The 17,956-nt window shown below is 35.6% G+C and carries 15 protein-coding genes; 1 reads left to right on the forward strand and 14 read right to left on the reverse strand.

All coding sequences use genetic code 11. The features are described from left to right. The coding region (locus tag H541_RS0101845) for an IS30 family transposase (protein ID WP_022795653.1) at positions 1-502 on the forward strand (502 nt) is incomplete at its 5' end. Between the two features lie 159 nt (positions 503-661). Here the strand turns inward: H541_RS0101845 and tagD are convergent. The 14 genes from tagD to tagH all read right to left on the reverse strand — a co-directional run bounded on the left by tagD (position 662) and on the right by tagH (position 17,918). Further along, positions 662-1,066, reverse strand: a complete 405-nt coding sequence (gene tagD, locus H541_RS0101850; protein WP_022795654.1) for a glycerol-3-phosphate cytidylyltransferase — start codon at positions 1,064-1,066, stop codon at positions 662-664. 101 nt (positions 1,067-1,167) lie between these two features. Further along, entirely contained in the window at positions 1,168-1,875 is a 708-nt protein-coding gene (locus H541_RS12685; protein ID WP_022795655.1) for a DUF4767 domain-containing protein, read from the reverse strand. 41 nt (positions 1,876-1,916) lie between these two features. Further along, positions 1,917-2,327 (reverse strand): GtrA family protein, encoded by a 411-nt coding sequence (locus tag H541_RS0101860; RefSeq protein WP_022795656.1) that lies wholly within the window; start codon positions 2,325-2,327, stop codon positions 1,917-1,919. 72 nt (positions 2,328-2,399) lie between these two features. Further along, a complete protein-coding gene (locus H541_RS11235; protein ID WP_022795657.1) occupies positions 2,400-4,130 on the reverse strand; it encodes a hypothetical protein in 1,731 nt (576 codons plus the stop codon). A 79-nt stretch (positions 4,131-4,209) separates the two neighbouring features. Further along, on the reverse strand, positions 4,210-5,151 hold the full coding sequence (locus H541_RS0101870; protein WP_022795658.1) for a glycosyltransferase family 2 protein: 942 nt from the start codon (positions 5,149-5,151) through the stop codon (positions 4,210-4,212). A 225-nt stretch (positions 5,152-5,376) separates the two neighbouring features. After that, positions 5,377-7,521 (reverse strand): L,D-transpeptidase, encoded by a 2,145-nt coding sequence (locus H541_RS12690; RefSeq protein ID WP_022795659.1) that lies wholly within the window; start codon positions 7,519-7,521, stop codon positions 5,377-5,379. Between the two features lie 182 nt (positions 7,522-7,703). Beyond that, on the reverse strand, positions 7,704-8,765 hold the full coding sequence (locus H541_RS0101880) for a hypothetical protein (RefSeq protein ID WP_022795660.1): 1,062 nt from the start codon (positions 8,763-8,765) through the stop codon (positions 7,704-7,706). A gap of 12 nt (positions 8,766-8,777) precedes the next feature. Then, complete coding sequence (locus tag H541_RS0101885) at positions 8,778-9,227, reverse strand: hypothetical protein (RefSeq protein ID WP_022795661.1); 450 nt, start codon at positions 9,225-9,227, stop codon at positions 8,778-8,780. 39 nt (positions 9,228-9,266) lie between these two features. Continuing rightward, positions 9,267-12,788, reverse strand: coding sequence for a CDP-glycerol glycerophosphotransferase family protein (locus H541_RS12695; RefSeq protein WP_022795662.1), 3,522 nt, complete (start codon positions 12,786-12,788; stop codon positions 9,267-9,269). After that, on the reverse strand, positions 12,736-14,028 hold the full coding sequence (locus tag H541_RS11250; protein ID WP_022795663.1) for a CDP-glycerol glycerophosphotransferase family protein: 1,293 nt from the start codon (positions 14,026-14,028) through the stop codon (positions 12,736-12,738). Before H541_RS11250 ends, H541_RS12695 begins: the two co-directional genes overlap by 53 nt. 12 nt (positions 14,029-14,040) lie before the next feature. Continuing rightward, positions 14,041-14,853 (reverse strand): ABC transporter permease, encoded by an 813-nt coding sequence (locus tag H541_RS0101900; RefSeq protein ID WP_022795664.1) that lies wholly within the window; start codon positions 14,851-14,853, stop codon positions 14,041-14,043. Beyond that, positions 14,846-15,616, reverse strand: a complete 771-nt coding sequence (locus H541_RS11255; protein WP_022795665.1) for a WecB/TagA/CpsF family glycosyltransferase — start codon at positions 15,614-15,616, stop codon at positions 14,846-14,848. The genes H541_RS0101900 and H541_RS11255 overlap by 8 nt, the downstream gene beginning before the upstream one ends. Positions 15,617-15,673: 57 nt before the next feature. Then, positions 15,674-16,840, reverse strand: a complete 1,167-nt coding sequence (locus H541_RS0101910) for a CDP-glycerol glycerophosphotransferase family protein (protein ID WP_022795666.1) — start codon at positions 16,838-16,840, stop codon at positions 15,674-15,676. Further along, positions 16,830-17,918: a teichoic acids export ABC transporter ATP-binding subunit TagH gene (tagH, locus tag H541_RS11260; protein WP_022795667.1), complete on the reverse strand. Its 1,089-nt coding sequence runs from the start codon at positions 17,916-17,918 to the stop codon at positions 16,830-16,832. The genes H541_RS0101910 and tagH overlap by 11 nt, the downstream gene beginning before the upstream one ends. Positions 17,919-17,956 lie beyond the last annotated feature (38 nt).

Consider the following 17,956-nt stretch of genomic DNA (forward strand, 5'->3'; position numbering starts at 1 on the left):
TGAACGACCAGATAGCGTTAATGAACGAACTGAGATTGGTCATTGGGAAGCAGATACAGTTGCAGGTCAAACTGGTAAAGCGTGCTTAGTAACGCTAGTTGATAGAAAATCTAGGTTATTACTAATCGGTAAATCTGAGAAGAAAGCTTCTAAGCCGGTAGTTGACCAAATGATTAAATTACTACAAGGTATTGATTCTAATTTTTGTAAAACCATTACACCTGACCGTGGTAAAGAATTCAGTCAACACGTCCGATTGACTGAGGAATTAAATAATACGCAAATTTATTTTCCAGATCCTCATGCCCCTTGGCAAAGAGGATCTAATGAGAATACAAATGGACTCCTTAGAGAGTACTCACCGAAAGGTGTTGATTTGACAGATGCAACTGATGAAGAGATACAAGGTTGGGCAGCGAAATTAAATACACGTCCCAAAAAATGTTTGAATTGGAAAACACCTTATGAAATCTTTTATAAAACTGTGTTGCACTTAATTTGACAATTTAAGATGAAAAAAGACCAACATCTAACAAATTGGCCTCATGCAACTTCCGACTTAGATTATTCTAATATAAAATGAATAAGTCATCAACACTTTTGTCATATTATTTTAAATATTAGTTTTATTCAGTATGCTTAAAATAAATAGACACATTAACTATTTATTGAATTTCTCAAGGTCCTGCTTAATTTGTGAAGTTGAGATTTCAGGTGTCCGTGGTAAATAGATCACTGTAGCATCGGTTTTTTCTTCAATAAAGTCAAATTTACCAGCCCAATCATCTCCCATGACAAAGGTGTCGATATGGTACTCTATAATGTCAGAAACCTTTTGTTCCCAACCATTTTCAGGGATTACTAAGTCTACATAACGAATGGCTTCTAGCAATTGTTTTCTCTTTTCAAAGTCGAAGTAACACTTCTTTTGTTTTTGATTCCAATTGAATTCATCGGTTGATAAAGCTACTACAAGATAGTCGCCATATTGTTTTGCCCGACGGAGTAGATTGATGTGTCCGTAGTGTAGAAGATCAAAAGTTCCATATGTAATAATGCGTTTCATTGTGTTGCTCCTTTATGATTTTTATGTTATCTATACTACTATTTTTTAAATTTAGACATTTCGTCGCAAATAACTCTTTTAGGCGCTAACTCCATTTGTAATTACTCTGCCACGATTTGTGCGAATCCTTGTTGTAGTTGTTGGTTTTCCGTTGGACTGAAGTAAAGGTTAAGGACTTGTGGATCATTTCCTTGGTTTTGAGCCGTTACTAAAACGACTGGTTGGTCGTTGTAAATCGTAAATAAGTAGAGATAGGGTTCAGTGGTTTGTGGATTATCAATATTGGCATAGATAGCAACGACGTTATACGTATCTTTTTTGGTTGGGTCTTGTGTCCAGTCTGCAGTGACTGGTTGTTCATCTACTTGGAACTGAATGTCGGATTGACTCATGGCATCTGGAAATGTCACACCATACCAGTCCAGTTTTTCCTCATCTGTATAGGCATCATAGAATTGTCCCATACTCTTTTCCCAGTCTTTTATAAACGCGTCGAGTTTCTGCTTTTTACTGTCATTCCAATAAGGATTTTCTTCTTTCTCTCCAGAGTCATCCTTAGAGTCGTCAGAGTCGTCTGTTGCTTCATCTGATTTATCAGAGGACTGGTCATTATCTTCATCTTTATCAGAAGCCTCATTTTGATTATCCGACTCATCAGACGATTGATCATCCTTTTTTTCAGCTGTTTCTACCATGATAGGGTCCGTATCTTCATTCAAGGTTTGTTCCCTTGGTTGACAGCCTGCTAGTAGGCTAATAAGTGTTATTCCTATCATTATCAGAAGATGGTTGTTTTTTAAAGTCGTCATCCTATGCCTCCTTAAAAATCCCTCAACTACTTCAATCAGTGTTATAACATTTCTTTGAAAGACTTCGCGCCTTTGTCCTCTATCAATATTTTCCGACTGATAAAGTTGTAAAGCATCACTACAACAGTAGCAATCACCTTAGCTAACATATAGTAAACTCCTGCTTTCTCTACGAACACCCACATCAATAGGTTATTGATCACTAATCCCACTGCACTTAAGATAGTGAACAGAAGCAATTCTTTTGTTTTATTGGTTTTAGCGGTAACAAAGACCCACTTCACACTCAGAATGTAATTGAAAATGACTGATGCCAAAAACGAGATCGTACTCGACACCAAATAGTTGATGCCTAGGTATTCAGTCAAGACATATAATACACCAAAATCTATTAACGAAGCGATGACACCCACCACGCCAAACTTCATCAGTTGTTCAATCAATTTTTTCATTCAGTATTAGCCTCATTCATGTTTTAGATCTCATTGCTATTTCAGATCTTTCAATATTCCTGTAACGATAGATCATATCTCTTTTTCAAGAGTTACTTGCTTCATTGTTCTGCCACGATCTGGCCAAAACGTAATGGTCATGAACCAGGCGAGCACAAATAGCCAACCAATCACCGTTATTATAACAGATTCTAGAAAACCACGTGGGGAAATGTACTTGACAGTTAGTTCATTAGTACCCACCTGTGGTGTCACAGCAACTGTTCCTACTGGAGATAAATCGTATTGACCTGAAACTAACTGATGTCCGTTGAGAAATAGCTCCGTATCTGCATATTTGAATACTGGAACATCGGTTTGAACAGTATCCGTTGCCGTCCAAGTAATCATCAAATCGCCACTAGGCGAAATAGTTTTTTCAAAGCCCTTCTGGCTTTCAAAAATGTAGGCTTCATAACCACGATAATTGTTATTAGGACCTTTCCCTATAATCGGGATATAATCTGGCGTTGATTTTTGCCATAGCTGTAATAACTCATCTAAATCAGTGCTATAAGCAGAAGCTCTAACCTTTTCTCGATCATCATCTAGGCGAACATGCAATGATAAATAGTTGCCTAAGTCCTTTTGATTCCAGTACTGCAAATGCTGATAATTGGTCCACATGACTTGGAGCATCGCACACAAGCCACCTATCGCAAAAATACGGACAACTTTCTGGGTCTGCCACTCAAGATCCGACATCCCAAGAGCAAGACTATAAAATAGTAACACTGTAAATGGAACAAAGAAACGAAACGGAAATTGAATTAGCCTAATAAGTGGCACTCCTGCATTCAGAATCTCATTCCACGGCACAATCGTTGTTGACAGCAACAAGAACACTAAACTAATACCAATAGCCGTCCTATTCGTTACAGTCGTCTTAGACCACGACCCAATCGATACGGCAACCCATAACGCAAATAACACCAATAAAAAATAAGGTGTCACTAACCAATAGAGATTCCCCACATTGACTGCTGTCGAATTCATGTCATCATTTAAGAAAGGCTCAGCCAGAGTGTTGTTTGAGTAGATTTGAAAATAACTCACAATAATATTAGCTGTTAGCACAATAAACAATGCAATAGATTTCAATAAATCAAAAAGCAGCTGAATACGTTCACCCTTATTTGCAGTCACCCAACAGACAACAAAAAAACCAGCATAAATCAACACAAGTTGTAAACTAGTAAATAGGTGAATTTGAAACATGGCGGCTACACCAACACCGATACTAAACCAGTTCAGTTTCTTGTGCTCCATCATCCGTTTAATTGGCATCAAACACCACGGTAAAATAGCAACACCCCAGCTAGTAAAACCTTGACGTTGTATCCAGTACTGAATACAAAACGTCGTCATGAAAATGAGAGCTAACCAGAAAGAGTACCACTTCTTATGAGTTGTCTTCCTAAGCAACTGAAACATCGAAATCCCGGATAATACATACAGACAAAAGTTTGAGAGCACCTGATAATTGAACCAAGTCTTTGCTAACAAAAGAATACCGCCTTGTATATAAGCCATTATTGGCCCATACAAGGCGTTGACAATCCGACCAGATTGACTAAATCCAAACATCGCAATAAAATAATCAATATTTCTCGTTTTCAACTGCATCGCCGTATCGTAGAAACGATTAAAGTGAAAAATGATGTCTGATCCCATAATCATGTTTCTCGTAAATAACTGTGGGAGTAACAGGACAATGGCAACACCTATGATCCCTAAGTAGGGATTTTTTAACTTCTTAAGCATGTGAATTTATCCTCACTCCTGTATCCCTATATCTTTTTTAATTCTTATGACTCTTTATTACTAATTTATTCATTAGCTACTACCATTTACTGCTAGTATCCTCATCACTTTTTTCTTTGATGATATAGTTAGGACGTCTCTTAGTTTCAAGGAAAATTTTGGAAATATACTTCCCAATAATCCCCAACGACAATAATTGTAGACCTCCAACAAACAAAACGATGGTCACTAATGATGGCCACCCACTCGTTGGATCACCAAAGACTATCGTCCGAATAATGATATAGATCATTGCAATTCCCGAAAAAAGACAGGCTAATGCTCCCATGACAGAAGCAATATTCAAAGGCATTTCAGAGAAGTTGATGATACCGTCAATAGAATAGCTGAACAAACTCCAGAAATTCCATTTAGAAGTTCCTGTAGACCGTTCGACATTATCATAAGCGATATACTCCGTCTCAAAACCGACCCATTCAAATAAGCCTTTTGAAAACCGATTGTATTCTGTTAGAGATAGAATAGCATCTACCATCTGACGTGTCATCAACCTAAAGTCCCTTGCACCGTCGACCATTTTGGTAGAACTGATTTTATTGACTATTTTATAGAAGAGTTCCGCAAAAAAGCTTCTGATAATAGGCTCGCCTTCACGCGTATCACGACGAGTAGCAACACAATCAACATTTTTGGTCGTGATGATGTCATACATTTTGACCAGTAACTCGGGTGGGTCTTGTAAATCAACATCCATCACAGCGACATAATCGCCCTTAGCTTCCCTTAACCCTGCAAGGAGAGCAGCTTCCTTACCGAAATTACGAGAGAATGAAATGAACCTAACCCCCTTTAAATCCGTAGAAGCCTTTCTTAAAACCGATAGTGTATGATCAGTGGAACCATCATTGACGAAAATAAATTCAAATGGCTCAGACACCTGATGCCTTACAGGTGCAATTGCTTTTAAATAAAATGGAATTGTCTCCTCTTCATTATAACAAGGAATGATAATTGAAATCATAGTCTTCCTCCTACAATAGATAAGTGTATTGTAGCACAATCGATTTCATTTATATAAGGGTTTCAATTAAACAAAATTTGTCAATATATAATATTTATATCATTTTTACCGAATAACTTATTGGTGATTTTACGCAAAAAACCATCTATAAAGGAGACTATTAGTCTAATTTATAGATGGTTCTCTGTATTATTTAAATATATCTAAATAATATGGTGTTCCACATTAATAAACAATAACTTGAGTTCCCTTAGGAAACGCATCGTATAAAGTTCTCATAGCTGATATTGGTGTATTCACACACCCATGTGAGCCAAAACCTAATTTATATAAGTTGCCTCCATACCCATTCCATTGCCAAGAAGAATCATGTATACCATACATATTGTCAGAAGTAAAAGGAATCCAGTATGAAACATGCGAACGATAATTCGCACCGATTAAATAAGTATTCCTTGTTTTTCCCCACTCTATTTTGAAATTCCCAGTGACAGTTGGTGAACCAGGCTTGCCCGATATGATTGGTGTGTCAACGATGGTTTTTCCACCTTTTACACCCCATGTACGTTGTTTTGCGAGACTAACCAGGATAAAATTACCATTTCTCAGACCGTAGCGTTTGCCGTTTTCTAAATATATCATCCCATTACTAGTGTACCAACCAGTACTATTTTTTGTTCCATTACTGTTTATGTAACCCTGCCACTGTCCCTTTTCATTATAAAGTGAGTAATAAGTATACCCATTCATATGATGGTACTTTCCTTTTACTGTATAAACTTTATTATAAACTTGAGAACCACTCTGTCTAACTTCCCATTGAAAATTTTGGTAAACTTGATAATTTTTCCCATGAATGATAACCTTTTTGTTCTCGTGAATCCATTTTCCTTGCGCACCATCGACATTAGCGGTTGCATTTGAATTAATATATCCCTGCCACTTATTATTAATATCATATAGCGAGTAATAAGTATACCCGTTCATGTGGTGGTACTCGCCTTTTACTTTGTACGTTTTATTTTTGACTGTCTTTGAGGACAATCTTGTTTTCCAAGAGAAATTACTATAAGTTTTATAGTTTCCATTAACAATCACATATATATTGTTTCTAATCCAAATTCCTTGTCTACCATCCGCAGTTGTAACAAATTTAGAATCAATATAACCAATCCACTTACTGTCCTCATAAAGGGAGTAATAGGTAATGCCATTAATATGATTATATCTACCCTTAACTAAATAAGTTTTCAGGTAATGATTTCCGCCCACAGTTTTTCCAGAAGTAAAACCCCTTCTAATTACAGCTTTATTACTAGTAACACTAACATAGCGTTTATCAGCTATCCATGGACCTTGTGCACTCCCGATATCCACTACATCTTTACTATTAACATAGCCGTCCCATTTACCATTACTATCATACAATGAATAGTATGTAATTCCATTGATATGTTCATATTTTCCAGTAACCTTGTAGCCTTTATTAAAAACATCTGTTGACTTTCTTCTAATGGCCCAGTTAAATCCTTGGTATATATCAGAATTATTAGAGTTGATTCTAACATACAGATTTTCTCGAATCCATGAACCTTGTAACACCATCAAAGCATTATCTTCATTTACCCAACCGATAGCTTCATCAGAGTCAGATTTAAAGATTTGAACATATTTATTCTCAGTGGATGTATCTTGATATTTTATAGTCAATGGCATTTTGGTCAATTCTGCCATGTTTAAATTTTGAACTTGTTTCTTATCTTCTCGATAACCTGGTAAATCGTATACTTTTACCTGTTTATCTTTTAAGCGCAATTGGTATGGCGTTGCCACAGGAATGATGTTTTTATTTAATTCCAATAACTCGTTAGCTTTTTTAATTTTATCTGAATCTTCTGAAGTGCTCTCTTCATCTAATTTTGAATCTTCACTTTCTCCATCAGATTGATCATCATTCACTTGTTCTTCTTCTTTACCCTCGTCATCTATGGTATCTGAAGTTGAATCTTTTTTATCCTCAGAATTATCCACGTTTGAGTTCTCTGAATCTATACTAGTATTCTTGCCATCCTGATTCTCATCGGATACTTCATCTTCTGAATCGTGACTGTCATTTTGCTCCTTCGATTGATCGTTTTCTTGCTTATCTCTACTTTCATCTATATATTCTTCTGACGAGCCTTCATCGCTTTCAGATTCCCTTTCATTTGACTGATCATGATCATTTTTATCAGTCTTCTTACTATCACTATTTTGTTCCGTCTTGACATTATCATTCGTAGTGTCAGCGATAATCATTACAGGCTGATTGATCATTAAAAAGGTAGTTAGAAATAGAATCCCTTTAAATAAACGCGATTTATAGTTCATGAGAGTGACCCTCCTTTAAGCAATTTTATTATATCACTAGAATTATATCATAAAGAAACAACTTTAATCATAGTTTTATTATCTTTTTTAAAAGTTGATAGCGCTTTTTACTTACTAAGACCAAAAAGCGGGATATGAATCCATCACGGCTAAAGCATGACTTATAACAAAGAAAAAAATCGCTATTGAAGTTCAAATAATAACGCTGATCTATTCTCAAATTCTGGCACCATTTTGTAATGATCATCAATAAAACTAACCATAAAGTGGTTTAGTCTGGTATCATTCAATTGTTTTGATTCATAAACATCAGCGTTTATCAGAATAAATTTAGGTGAGTTATTTTCCATAGATTTTTTAAAGTCTTCTGCTATTTCAGTAAACTGTTCATAATTTAAACTTGGTAATACGAAGTAGCGGGAATTGGAATAGCGACCACTAACATTATAGAGATTTGCATCTATATTATGTACATAAATAGTGTCTTGATTATTAGAATTTTCATTTACAAAATTAGCCATTTGTTCCACGGATTGAGCATATTGATTAGGTTTGTACATATAACTAATTTTTTCTTTCCAGCCAATATAAAAAGGTTGAGATACTATCATTAATAGTAAGATGTATGCGGCGATTAATGCGGTACGATTTGCATTCAAACTTTTAATTACAACAGCAATTCCGTAAGAAGTATAAATCACTAGGATAGGCCACTGTGTCATCAAATAATGAAGATAATCTCTACCAGACAAAACTACTGTATAAGCATTAACCAAAAAATAGCTTCCAAAAATAAAATGTAATGTTATTTCAAGGCGATTCATCTGATTGGATTTAGTTTTTGCAATGAGGTAGTAAATATAGAGGCCAATGAATAAGTGACCTCCATATGTGATTATTATTGAAGAAAATGCCATTAATGTCCTGATTTTTTCAGCATTAGTTGATACACTAGCATATTTGAAATTTAAGACAAAAGTTTGATCAATCATTTCGGTCAACGAATTAGTCATTAAGCCATACACTAGGATTGCTATGAAGACAATTAATACACCTGTCAATACAAAAACGATTTGCCTAATCAGCAATCTATATTTTTTTGAATAAATAGCCCTTATTATAAATGCCAAGCTAAAAACAAGCCACACACTGACCATATTTACTCGTAAAAAGAAGGTCAATCCACCAAAAACGCCAACTACTATTAATCTTAAAATAGAACTTTTAGCTGGCTCAAGCCACATTAAACAGCAATTTTATAGTGCCCCAGAAATAAAGAACAATGCATACTCCTCGGAAAGATTTCCTCCTTGAAGACAAACCATCAACAAAGGAGTTGATACTAAAATTCCTAGAGCAGAAATCAATCTATCTTCTATTAATAGATTAAGTAAACGATATAAATAAATCAGACTTCCCATCAAAAAAAGTGCTTCAACAATGAATAATCCATATTGGCTGTCAATGAATTGAGCCACAAAGTTGATCATAAATAATATAATTCCTTTATGATCGTACATATCTAAATATGGAATCATGCCGTCAGAAATACCACGACCAAAGTAAATAAACATAGACGAATCATGTCTACTCAAAGCGTTAGATAATGGATTAGATGTAAGAGATAAACATAATAGAACAAGTGAACATGCAAGTATGAAAATATAGGCATGTTGCGTTATTCTTAAATTATACTTTTTTACCATCAACGTATTTCCTTCTATTCTAATAAATTTGTAGCACATTTACAGTCTAGCGTAAAACTGCTTGACTGCCATTTTGTTATAGTCGTAGGGATCAAATTTTTTGAATTTGACTGTCGAATTACTAACCTCTTCCATACCCTTTGCTAATCCTTCAGGAGTATTATTCTCAGTTAGTATCCCATACTTCCCATTTTCCAGCACTGTTCGACATGCTGGAATATCTGTCGATACAATTTTCATACCAAGAGTCATTGCTTCCAATAGTACCATAGGTTGCCCCTCGTACTTAGAGGATAATAAAAATACTTGGCATCTTTCCATGAATCTAAACGGATTACTTAGTTGCCCTACAAAAACGATAGAATTCATCAAGTTCAATTTTTTGGCTAATTGAACTAATTGTTCTCCCATAACACCACTGCCAATTATATATAATTTTGCGGATGATTGTTTTTTTAGAAATAGCGAAAAAGCATTTATTATCATTGATTGGTTCTTTTCAGGCGAAAGTCGACCCATTGTCACAAATGAAAGCGTATTTTCTGAAGGATAAGCTATAAAATCACCATCTGCATTAAATACTCCTTCGGAATAGTCATATTGAACAGATTTTTCATCACACCATTCCGATTTTTTTCCATCAGTTACCAATACTTTTACTTCTCCATTAATCAACTTTTTACGCTTTATTCCTAGTAATGAATCTGTTGATAAACATCCAATTTCTTTAGTACTAGTAATTTTCAAATTTATATTACTTTCAAAAACCGGTATCGAAAGATCCGTTATCTTCTCTAAACTGCTTGCAAAGACCCATCCGTTCGTTTCTTCGTCCGTGATAAAGGCGTAAGACTTGTCATTTAACAATTGGATCTTAACGACATTTACGATTGCTCCTTCTTTGATAGTAGGAGTCACATTTTTTTGATTAAACTTTTGTTGCTGGGTATTTTTGATCAACTCTCCTACTAGTTGGGATTCGTATCTAATCTTTGCATAATAGTCTACTTCTTGTAACTTTATTTCTTTTTTTTGCGACAGTATCTCTATTATTTCTTTGTATTTTTTTTGATTGTTCCATACTACAATAGGTGCTAGTAGTTTATTGAAGAGTAATTTAAAGAGTAAATTACCGGTTCTATTGAGATATTTACTACGCTTAATCGTACCTAGATGTACCCATCCTATTTTTTTCAGACCATAGGTAATTAATCCGTAAGACCCGTGATTTTCTGTTGATGCTATTTTTGTAATATGAACATACATGTTTCGAATAATTATAGAATTGATTATTGGATATGATTCTTTTTCCCCAACAGGTGCCGAATAGAGAATCGTATTTTCAGTCGCATTAATACTTCCATAAATATCGTCATCACTATATTGAATAGCATCCTTGCTAGCATTAACTAAATATTTGGAATTTACCCAACCTATATAAATATTGTCAGCTAACACTTTTGCGAATTTTTCGCCATTTTCATTCCTATAAGTAGCTATTTGCCTAATAGACTGTTCAGCATTGAGATCCATTAATAGTGATGCTGTATAATTTGGCATCTTATTATAAATTGCTACTTTATTAGTAGTATTAATCTCACTTAGAGTATTGGAAATTTCCAACCTTGTTTCTTTTCTTTCAAGAATCTCATTATCTTTTGAGTCATGCAGAATTTTTTCTGGTTCTATTGTGTTGATACAAACTTTAAATTTTTCACTGTCTGCATAACGTTCCAAATTATGTTTATTAATCTTATTAGTGCTTTCAGAAACGCTTAATAGTTCATCATATCTATCGTATACACTAAACATCCCTCTTAGATTGATTTTATGCGGTTTCTTACCATTAACAACTCTTTGGCTATCAGATAAGATATCACTGTGAAAGAAACATAATTTTTTACCACTCGAGGCCAATATGAGTTTAGTCTGATATAAACTATAGCCACTAAAATCAACTGTATCATCAAATTGGAGTTTTCCAAATAATCTTTTGGCTTCACGCTGGTAGGTGCTATTTGGATATAATTTTTTAAGTAAACCGTTTGCACCAAAGAAGTGGATAATTCTGTCAATATAAATTTCATATAATGAAAAATTAGGTCTACCAAACCGAAAAACGTAATGAACTTGTTGAGGAAGCCTATCGATATTATCACTTTTTATTTGACTATTGATTCCCCCTAAGAGGACATATACTTCATTTTGATCGTAATCAATATTGTGTAGTAAATTGATTGCACTAGTAGTTATACCATTGTTTAACATGCCACCAGGATAAAATAGTATTTTTCGTTTTTTACTAGCTTTTGATTCAATTATCTCACCACTATTCACAGAATTTTTGTTATTAAAAACTACGTCTACCACACGTTGACAGACTTTCCCATCTTCGTATCGAACAAACTGGTGTACATAAGAATTGTAGTTAGATGAAACATGCTCATCAGTGGAAGATATCTTCAGTATATTGTCCACGAGCTCAAAGACAGTATAACTTATTTTTCCTGGCAAACTATCTTCACTAAAGTATTGACCTCTTTCATCGTTATAGATATCGTCATCCCACATGTAAAAAAGAATTGGTTTCTTAGTCACAAGATAATCAAAGAAGATGCTAGAGTAGTCGGAAACCAGAATATCAACTAAGCTCATCAACTCATTAGTGTCACAAATATCAGGCACAAGGTAAGGTTTTAGTGCAGCATTCTCTTTGGCTTTGTTATAAACGTAAGGATGAACCTTGATCAACACATTATACTTGTGACCGACCTTATCTCTAACATAAGCCATTTCTTTAGCAATCTGATTCACATTATCAGTTGTGTTAGTTATCTGAGTTCCCTTCCATGTAGGGGAGTAAAGTAAAAGAGCTTTATGTTTATCATAAGTCAGTTTAAAGTGACTAAATAAATTGACCAGTTTTTCTGAATTATCCTTGAACATCAGATCTATTCGCGGATATCCTGTCTCAATTACTTTACCAGGATATCCACCTCTCAAGCGGTAGCTGTCAAGGTACATTTTGGTCGTATGAGAATTTGGACTAATCAAAAAGTCTGAGTGAAAGAAGTTTCTTACAATATTCTGAGAACCACTTTGCTTACCAGGAATATCAAATCCCATTTTTTTTAGTGGAGTCCCATGCCATGTATTGACATATGTTTGTTGTTCCTTTGCTGTAAAGTAAGGTTGAAAGGTAGCATTATTAAACAAATACTCTGCTTGAGCGAGCCACTTAACGTATTCTTTTGTATTACGTTCAACGAATATAACATTACTAAACTTGGAAAATTGATCCATAATATAGTGTATCTCTGGACTCTCTTGATAGCTCCAAATGTGAATGTAGTTTTCAAATTTTGGATTTTCTAACAAGTATAAGAAGATCGCATAAGGACTATCATTGATTGACTTACCGTCTCTACTTTCATAAAAAATAGTATTGGGCATAATTGGTAGCTTTTCATAGTAATGTCTGTACCAAGCTACAGTTCTCGAGTATGGGCTACCAATTCTCTGAGCGATTGGTCCGACTACTTCTCGGATTATCCTGTGCATTTTCGTTCTCTCCTTTCTTTTCATTCGTCATTTTTAAATTACCTAATATCAGTTCAGCTACTTTTTGTGATGCTATGCCCTTTTCCCAATTAGCTATATTATCAGTCTTTAACATAGACATAGTAGCGTTCTTCATTAAGATAGCTTTCAATTTACTTTCAAGGTCCATCTTACTTTCAGCGACTAATTGTTTATTCTCAGTGAAAATGTCAAAGTAGATACCTCGAGTACGATAAACATATTCGTTCCTGTCTGGCACATACAATATCACTGGCCTATCTAGTAAACTATAATCAAACATCACGGAGGAATAATCGGTAATCAAAATATCAGCAATCAATAACAGTTGATTAACATCTTCATAATTGGAAACATTGATAATATTACCGTCACTTTCCCCTTTGTAATCAGTCAAATAGTGGCCTCTAACCAACAAGACAGTATTTTTTACTAACTCCTTCTCCCATTTTCTAAAATCAATACCCTCATCAAAACGATACCGATTAGAATTAATTTGGTTATTATCACGCCACGTAGGACAATAAAGAACGATTTCCCGCTCATCTTGATCTAATAACCCAATATTTTCTTTTATTTTTCTCTTTAAATCCGCATTATTTTTTTCATTTATCAATATATCATTTCTCGGATAGCCACAACAAATCATTTTACCAGAATACTGAAAAGCTTCTTTAAAAATTTCCTTGCTATATGGGTTTGGTGCTAATAGGTAGTTCCACCGAGCACTTTCTTTTACAAAATCCCGACTATATTTCTCATAAGCTGACGGCTTATTATCCGATCTTACATCTATACCAATTTTTTTAAGAGGTGTACCATGCCATGTTTGTATATAGATCGTATCTTTTGACTTAACCAACCAAAGTGGTGTTCTTGTATTTATGACCCACACTCGGGCCCTTGGCATCAGTAAAAACCACCTGAGCGAAAATCTTGTCATATATGGGACTTCAGCATCAACAAAATCAGATTCAAAGCCCTTCTTGACACCCCAGATTAGTTCGAAATCACTTTTGTCATTTACTAATGATTGTGAAGATACTGACTTCCTTTCCGTATTTAAGGAAACTAATTGCTCATAAATAGCTCTTGGATTATCGCTATATTGACGCCCATGCATGCTTTCAAAATAAACAACTTCTTTTTTTGGAAACAACCCTATGACAAAGAAGCATAGGGCAACAAGTCTTTCAATCAATTGTTGGATTAGTATTTTCATAAGCATCGCTCGCTAAATAAAGTCCATAAATCTGGCTCTAAATTTCATGTGTAAGTGTGAACCTAAGGTTAGTAGTATTAGGGTGATTAACCAAAAAATCAGTGTTAAAGTCGGTTTCTCCCAAAACCATACACGATCTAGAAAGCTGTCTCTAAATCCATCGATGATATAGTAAAGGGGATTCAATTGTAAGATATTAACTATTATAGGAAATCTATTCCCTAAAGTCTCAATATTCCATATTGGTCCGGATAAGTAGAAAAGTAAGCGCAACACCGATTGTAACATGATGTGATAGTCTCTCACTAAAACGGTGATTGTTGCGTTTAGAATCCCGAATGAGAATAAAAACATAATCATACAAAAAAAATAGTAAATATACTGTATCCAATAAATGCTAGGCCTAATTCCAAAAGAAAACATCGATAGTAATAGTATGACCATCATTACACCGTAAGACACTAGGTTACTAGCTATGTTGATCGATGGCAAAATACTGACAGGAAACTTCATTTTCGAAACCATACCAACTTTATAATAAATACTATTTGAACCTCCAAGCAAACTTGCATTTATAAAGAACCATGCAATAATACCCACTAACATCCAAATAATATAAGGTGTTTGACCAGTTTCACGATCTTGTTGCGCCCCGACACCAAATACCAAATAATAAATAGCGATTTGAATCAAAGGATTCAACACCTGCCACAGCAACCCTAGGTAATGGCTTTGATAGGTTGCTTTATCTTCATATTTAGATACCCGCCTGATGATACCCAAATTCTGAAACTGTTCTTTTAACACTAGAATGACATTATTCACTATCACGTGCTCCTTTATCCTTCAAAAATCTAAAAAAATGAACCCATAACGCCTTAACCAAAAACACAGGCAACTCAAATGCGCGTTTAAACCGCTTCGGACTACTAAAAGACCGATACGCCCATTCCAAATGAGACTTAATAAAAAAATCTGGTGCCCGTTTAACCGCACCACCAATCACATCAAAACTACCGCCAACATCCTCAATTACTGGAACCGTCAACTTCTCCCAGTTACGGCTCAAAAACAACTCTTGCTTTGGAAAACCTAGCGCCACAAACAAAAAATCAGGATGGGCTAAATTAATCTGCTCCACAACTTCAGCTTCACCCGCTTCATGATAGCCATCAATATGCCCAACTATCTCGATATGAGGATAATCACGTGAAATCTGTTCAACTGTCTTCTTTAACACATCTGGGTGCGCTCCATACAAAAAAATACGATTATGATGACGATCAGCATAGGCTAACAACTGTAGCATCAAATCATACCCAGTGATACGGTCTGTGATAGTGCCCGTCGTCAATTTAGAAACAAGCACAACGCCAATACCATCTGGGAGTCGATGTGTCGACTTTTTAACGTATTCACAAACTTCGGGATATTTTGACGCATGCAACAAAATCTGAGGATTGACACTTGTCAAACGCATCTGCTTCCCAGCAGTCTTGTATATCGGAAGGTCCGAAAGAATTTCTTCATAAGATAGCTGATCGACAGGTAATCCTAATATGACTTCTGTCTTTCGATCCGTTGACATTTTGCCCTCTCCTACTTTCTGACTCTTGATGTAGCCAATCTTACTTACCCTAATTGACTAATCTATCTCATTCAACCATTCTTTGATTTTAGTCAGCAACCGTTTTGAGGCATGACCATCATTATATTGGTTCCACACAGCGTTAAAGTCCTTGAAATCTGTCCTTGTATGCAAGGTCATCGCTAGTAACAACTCATTAGTTGAATGAACAAGAGGTCCAGGTAATTCTTGATCAAATCCCGGTTGAATCCCCACTTTTTTTTCATACGCCTCTTGATCATACCAATAAAACAGTGCATTTCCATTTGGATTTGCAAGTGCATATTCAAACACTACTGAAGAGTAATCAGTGATTAACCATTCCGTGAGTGTCAATAACTGTGGTAAAATCGTTGGCTCATGATTGATTACTAAAAAGTCATCATCTTCTAACAACTGATCTTCAACTAAACGGTATAAGTCATCATCATGTGGATGGAGTTGAACGACTAATTGGTGTGTCTCACCAAAATTTTCTCTCATTTTTTGGACATCTAACGGAAAAGTCGTCACTGCTGTTTTACGGTAAGTCGGTGTATAAAAAATCAACGGTCGATCGGTTAACCCCAACTTTTTCTTCGTTTCAGTCGTCATTGTTAGACGCTTGTAATCGAAAAAGATATCTGTTCGTGGTGAACCGGTTTTCAAGAAGTGATTAGCACTCACTTCATAGCTTTCTTCAAATATCTCAGCCATCTTGTCTGAGCCAACAACGAAATAATCGATTGTATCATAGACGCGATGGAATCTAGCTTGCTCTGCTAACGTCCGTTTGACTGTTTCAGGATCTTCATAACCAAAGCATTTGATGGCACCGGTTGCATGCCAAAGTTCTATGACGACAGCGTGAGGATTTAGGTATTGTCTCTGTAAAAATGGCACATAATTATCGCACAGGACGATATCGGCGGTGATCAGTGCTTTGAAGGAATGATTCAAGAACTGAGGAGAGAATTTCAATGGATAGTCCTTATTCCGGTCTGAAATGACGATAAAATCAGCCAGTTCAGTGATTGCTGAATCCAGTTCGTCAATAAATCCCCTATCATTAGACGGAAATGTCTCTACATAGACGACTAATGGTCTGACTTTTGTCTCATTCAATTTACACCTATTTTGTTTGGCCATCAACTTTAGCAGCTGTTCATAGCCACCTTTTGCCCAATCTGTCATTCTAGCGTTCACCAATTCTCCACTCCTGTTGTAGCTGTGCCGTTGTTTCATTGACCACTGTTTCAGTGATCGTTGGCTCAGAAAGTGTTCCAAACAAGAACCCTTTCAACGATTTGCCATGTACCGTTAAGACCATCAATAGAATTAGGACCGCTGTCATCGCTAGTAATAGAATACGCGTTCCCCAAGCCATATTCTCACCGACATGTCGCTTGGAAAGTTCGGCCCAGTCTTTTTCTGAATGACCTTCTTTTATGGCAACGGCTTTCAAGTCTTCTAATTCGAAGGCTTTTTGTTTTTCCTTTTGGTCATCTTGGTATTTCTTTTGCTCTTTTTTGCTCAATTTTTTGAACCAAGCCAAAAACTTCTTGTATTCCGCCACCACCGGTTCCATATCATCAAACATTTTGATCTCGCCATAATTCATCCAGATTACACGATCACAAAGTGTTTCGATTTGCCCAATACTATGGCTGACGAAGAAGATGGTTTTTCCTTTTTCCTTAAACTCTAAAATCTTATCGACACACTTTTGATAGAAGGTCTCATCACCCACTGATAGTGCCTCATCGATGATCAGAATATCCGGATCATTATGGACCGCAATAGCAAAACCAAGTCTTGATCTCATACCACTTGAATAGGATTTGACTGGTTGATCAATGAAATCACCCAAGTCAGCAAACGACACAATATCAGCTGTTAAGTCATCGACTTCCTTATTGGTCATCCCCATCATCAAGCACTTTAATCGAATATTTTCGAGCCCGGTCAATTGATACTTTAAACCTGCACCAATCGCAATAATTGATGTTTCCCCATTAATCTCGACTGAACCAGTCGTTTCCGGAATGATGCCACTGATAATGTTTGATAATGTCGATTTACCAGAACCATTGATTCCAATCAGGCCAATCGTTTCCCCATCATAAACTTCAAATGAGGATCCTTTTAAGGCCCAAAATTTTGGAATTTGATGACTACTAAATTTGAATAATGCTTTAATTTTGTCAGATTTCTTTTTATAAAGATCGTACTCTTTAGTGACTAAATCAAACTTCACTTTTGGCAATTGCTTTACTTCTGCCACTTTCTGTTCACCTCATTAAATAACGTCGTTAGGTAGAA

Origin of the sequence: Bavariicoccus seileri WCC 4188, assembly GCF_000421665.1 — a bacterium.
GTDB classification, from domain to species: Bacteria; Bacillota; Bacilli; order Lactobacillales; family Aerococcaceae; genus Bavariicoccus; species Bavariicoccus seileri.

Excerpts from the sequence above, each read along its gene's own strand:
- tagD (WP_022795654.1), bottom strand. The coding sequence starts at position 1,066 with ATGAAACGCATTATTACATATGGAACTTTTGATCTTCTACACTACGGA.
- H541_RS12685 (WP_022795655.1), bottom strand. The coding sequence starts at position 1,875 with ATGACGACTTTAAAAAACAACCATCTTCTGATAATGATAGGAATAACA.
- H541_RS0101860 (WP_022795656.1), bottom strand. The coding sequence starts at position 2,327 with ATGAAAAAATTGATTGAACAACTGATGAAGTTTGGCGTGGTGGGTGTC.
- H541_RS11235 (WP_022795657.1), bottom strand. The coding sequence starts at position 4,130 with ATGCTTAAGAAGTTAAAAAATCCCTACTTAGGGATCATAGGTGTTGCC.
- H541_RS0101870 (WP_022795658.1), bottom strand. The coding sequence starts at position 5,151 with ATGATTTCAATTATCATTCCTTGTTATAATGAAGAGGAGACAATTCCA.
- H541_RS12690 (WP_022795659.1), bottom strand. The coding sequence starts at position 7,521 with ATGAACTATAAATCGCGTTTATTTAAAGGGATTCTATTTCTAACTACC.
- H541_RS0101880 (WP_022795660.1), bottom strand. The coding sequence starts at position 8,765 with ATGTGGCTTGAGCCAGCTAAAAGTTCTATTTTAAGATTAATAGTAGTT.
- H541_RS0101885 (WP_022795661.1), bottom strand. The coding sequence starts at position 9,227 with ATGGTAAAAAAGTATAATTTAAGAATAACGCAACATGCCTATATTTTC.
- H541_RS12695 (WP_022795662.1), bottom strand. The coding sequence starts at position 12,788 with ATGCACAGGATAATCCGAGAAGTAGTCGGACCAATCGCTCAGAGAATT.
- H541_RS11250 (WP_022795663.1), bottom strand. The coding sequence starts at position 14,028 with ATGAAAATACTAATCCAACAATTGATTGAAAGACTTGTTGCCCTATGC.
- H541_RS11255 (WP_022795665.1), bottom strand. The coding sequence starts at position 15,616 with ATGTCAACGGATCGAAAGACAGAAGTCATATTAGGATTACCTGTCGAT.